This is a genomic window from Polaromonas sp. P1_G4, assembly GCF_056405475.1.
On record NZ_JBFUCA010000437.1, the window covers coordinates 1 to 3,685 of the forward strand.

Annotated in this window: 5 protein-coding genes; all 5 read right to left on the reverse strand. The window is 62.2% G+C overall.

The genetic code is table 11. From position 1 onward, the window contains the following. A partial coding sequence (locus AC1D1X_RS18195) for an alpha/beta fold hydrolase (protein WP_477698824.1) occupies nucleotides 1–441 on the reverse strand: 441 nt, incomplete at its 3' end. 51 nt (nucleotides 442–492) lie between these two features. Then, a complete protein-coding gene (locus AC1D1X_RS18200; protein WP_477667895.1) occupies nucleotides 493–885 on the reverse strand; it encodes a carboxymuconolactone decarboxylase family protein in 393 nt (130 codons plus the stop codon). Nucleotides 886–889: 4 nt separating this feature from the next. Continuing rightward, nucleotides 890–2,128, reverse strand: a complete 1,239-nt coding sequence (pcaB, locus tag AC1D1X_RS18205; protein ID WP_477667896.1) for a 3-carboxy-cis,cis-muconate cycloisomerase — start codon at nucleotides 2,126–2,128, stop codon at nucleotides 890–892. A gap of 124 nt (nucleotides 2,129–2,252) precedes the next feature. After that, nucleotides 2,253–3,146, reverse strand: a complete 894-nt coding sequence (locus AC1D1X_RS18210; protein ID WP_477646438.1) for a sugar phosphate isomerase/epimerase family protein — start codon at nucleotides 3,144–3,146, stop codon at nucleotides 2,253–2,255. A 13-nt stretch (nucleotides 3,147–3,159) separates the two neighbouring features. Next, on the reverse strand, nucleotides 3,160–3,685 hold a 526-nt coding region (locus AC1D1X_RS18215), incomplete at its 5' end, for a VOC family protein (protein WP_477698825.1).

Consider the following 3,685-nt stretch of genomic DNA (forward strand, 5'->3'; position numbering starts at 1 on the left):
GCGCTGCATCGCACCGTCTGATATCGCCGCCACGCCCTGGGCCTGTACGGTGTGAACGCGCGCCTGCCACATGGCGCGCGCCGCGTCGTCGTAAAACAGGGCGGCGTTGGCAATGACGATGCTTTTGAGCAGCTGCGGATGCCGCGCCGCCAGCGCCTGCGCCGTCATGCCGCCCATGCTGAGCCCGACAAAATGCACTGGGGCGCCACCCTGCTCCTTGATCAGGCCCGCCACATCATCGGCCAACAGGTCGAGTGTGTAAGGGCCGGGCACCGCTTCCGATTGGCCATGGCCGCGGTGGTCATGGCGCAGCACGGTGTAGCGGTTCTTCAGGACGGCCGTCACGCCGTCCCACATCGTGAGGTCACAGCCCAATGCATGGCTGAGCACCACAACAGGCCCCTGGCCTTCACTGATGCAATGCAGGTGAGGTTTTTTCATACTTCTTTTAATGATGATGAGTTGCTTGGAAGCCCGCAAATRCACGCCCTGTCAGTCAGCGAGCAGGCCTTTTTCGCGAAGGATCTCGCCCGCCACAGAGAACGCATGGTTGGCGGCGGGAACACCACAGTAAATGGCGGCCTGCAGAATTACTTCCTTGATATCGTCCGGCGTGAGCCGCGACTCCGGCGGGCCGTCGAGCGCGGCCCGGACATGCATGGCAAATTCTTCATACGCCTTGAGCGCAATCATGGTCGACAGGACCATCAGACGTCGCGTCTTGTCCCCCAACGCCGGCCGGCCCCAGACCTCATTCCACGCATAGCGCGTGATCAAGTTCTGGAACTCGCCGTTGAAGGCATTGCTTTTGGCGATGGAACGGTCCACCCAGGCATCACCGAGCACGCGCCGGCGGTTGATCATTCCCTTGTCATGGTCGTTCATGGTTTTACCTTTTTGCGGTCTTGGTGCGATGGCTGTCAGTGTGCGTTTGCCCCACCAGTGCTTCAACAGCGTCGGCCTGCGCATGCGCGAGTGTTGACGCGTGCCGCGCCAGCGCCGGGTTAAACCATTCGTCGGCGGCATCGGCGGGCAGCACGGAACGCAACGCATCCAGGTTGGCGCTCATGCGCTGGGTGTCCACCTGCAGGCCAGGCAGGGCCTGGGCCATGGCGCGGACGGATCCGTGCGCCGACATCAGCAGCCCCGGCCATTCGGCCAATTCGGCCTGCCAGTTCCCCAGGGCGCGCTCATGCTCCTGCGCCATGGCGGCCAACAGGGCGGCCACGCGCTGCGGCGCGCGCTGCGCTGCAGCCAGTGCCACCATGCAGGCGACCGGATTGCGCTTGTGCGGCATGGCGGATGAACCGCCGCGCCCCGGCTCGGTCGGCTCTGCCAGTTCGCCCACTTCGTACTGCCCCATCAAGGAGATGTCTTTGGCGATCTTCCCAAGGCTGCCCACCAGCAGGCCCAGTTCGCAACCCAGCGCCACCCACTCATCGCGCTGGGTGTGCCACGCAAATGCAGAAGGTTTGAGCTTCAGGTCGGCCGCCATATGCGCCATGATTTGTGGGCCCTTGCCGTTCATCTGCGCCAGTGTTCCGACGGCCCCGCCCAGTTGCACGGCCAGCGCATTGTGGCCAGCCACTTGCAGGCGCTGCAGGCTGCGCGCCAGCGGCGCAGCCCAACCCGAGCACTTGAAACCAAAGCTGGTGACGGATGCCGGCTGCATCAGCGTGCGAGCCAGCACGGGGTCGGCGGCATGGCGGCGGGCCAGCACCAGCAACGCCGCCACTGCCTTGCGGATGTCGGCCTCAATCAGGTCCAACGCATTGCGGGTCACCAGCGCCAGCGCGGTGTCGATCACGTCCTGGGAGGTCGAGCCGAAATGGACAAAACCGGCGGCCTCCTTGTTGAAGAGGCCCACGGTTTCCTTCAGGGCCTTGACCAGCGGAATGGCAATGCTGCCCGCGCGCCCGCTTTCGCGAACGATCTTGGCCACATCAAACAATTCGATCTTGCAGGTGCCGATGATGGATTGCGCGGCGGCCTCGGGGATCAGGCCGGCGCTGGCCTGCGCTCTCGCCAGCGAAGCCTCAAAGCGCAACATGGCATCCAGAAAGTTACGCTCGCTGAAGGCCTCCAGAATTTCCGGCGTGGACAAAAAACCTTCAAAAATACTGCTCATGCCGTGCACTCTCAAAAAACAATGACTGATGGTTTTCCACCGGGTCGCCCCAAGGAAAACCGCGCCTCATACACAAAGGAAAGGGGCAGCGCGCCGCAGGCACGAAGTGACGAACGCGGGGGTTTCATTTTTTCAGGCGGATCTGGTTAGGCAGCGGCACGGAACGGCGCAGCACATCCTCCCCCAGCCACAGGGCCGAGCGCCATGCGCGCTGGGCCACCGTCGGCAAAGGCATTTGCTGGTAGTCGTCGTTGAACACTTCAAAGCTGTAATCGCCGCGGTAGCCCAGGCCATGCAGCTTGGTGACCAGCGTGGCCAGCGCTTCGCTGTGCACGCCCTCGCCTGGAAACACGCGGAAATGCCGGGCGGTGGCAATGCGCTCTTCGACCGACTTGATTTCCGTCCACATGAAGTCAGCCAGCTGCACCAGAAAAATTTTGTCCGGATCCAGTATGTCGAGCTCGTCCAGCGAGGTCTTGGTCGCAAACATGTGAAAAGAGTCAAAGCCCAAACCCAGGTTGGGCATGTCGGCTTCACAAATAATGTCCCAGGCCTGCGGGAACTCATTGACGGTGCGGCCCCACGACAAGGCTTCGTAGGCGATCTTGATATTCATCGGAATCGCCAGCATGGCCAGCTTGCGCAAGTCCCTGACCAGCGCCTGGGTTTCACCCGTGGCGTGCACCGAGGTTGACGAACAGATCAACAGCAGGCGGCAGCCCAGCGCATGGCACATTTCCAGCATCGATTTGGCGATGTCCATCTTGTAGTCGTGCAGGTGCCCGGACAGCCCCTCAAAATCACGCAACACCTGGAACCCGGTGACGCGCAAACCGCTTGCACGCACCGCAGCGACGGCGGCTTCCATGCCGTCTGGATGGCCTACCAGGTCTTTGGCAGCGAGCATGATCTGCGTAAAGCCAGCCTCGCGCACGGCTTTGAGCTTGGCCTCCAGCGGACCTGCCAGCGAGATGGTGTCCATCCCGAAATCGTCGATGTTGCCGCTGTAGTGGCTCATGCCTGGCGCCTGTTTAGCGTACGTCATGGACCAGCTCAAAACTCACGCTGCCCATCCAGCTCTTGGTCAGCGCGCCGCGGTCCTCGGTATGGACCCCGGGTGACTCGAGGAATTCCACGCCGCRCTTGCGCAACTCGCCGACAGTGGCCAGCACGTCTGCGCTGCCCAGGCCAATGCGCTGCAGGCTTTCGTCCCCTTCCACGTCGAGCACGCTGGCTTCAGGCTCGATCAGCTGAAGGTAAAAGCGCGACGAAGGCGGGCAAGGACTGCGAAGGATGCGTCCCTTGGGCAGGATGCCGAAGCGCTGTTCGTCGGGCAGGTCGGTAAAGCCAAACAGCTCGCGGTAAAACTCGGCCCAGTCTTCAGTACGGTCATTGCCGATGTATTGCACGACGCCAAAGAAGTGCAGCCCCGCAACCGCTGGCGGATGCTGCTCCACCGTGGGAATCGGCACAAAGTCCACGTCATAGATCGAAAACTTGTCGTAACGATCCACAAAATAAATGCGGCTTTTTCCCACGCCATGGATGGCCGGAATG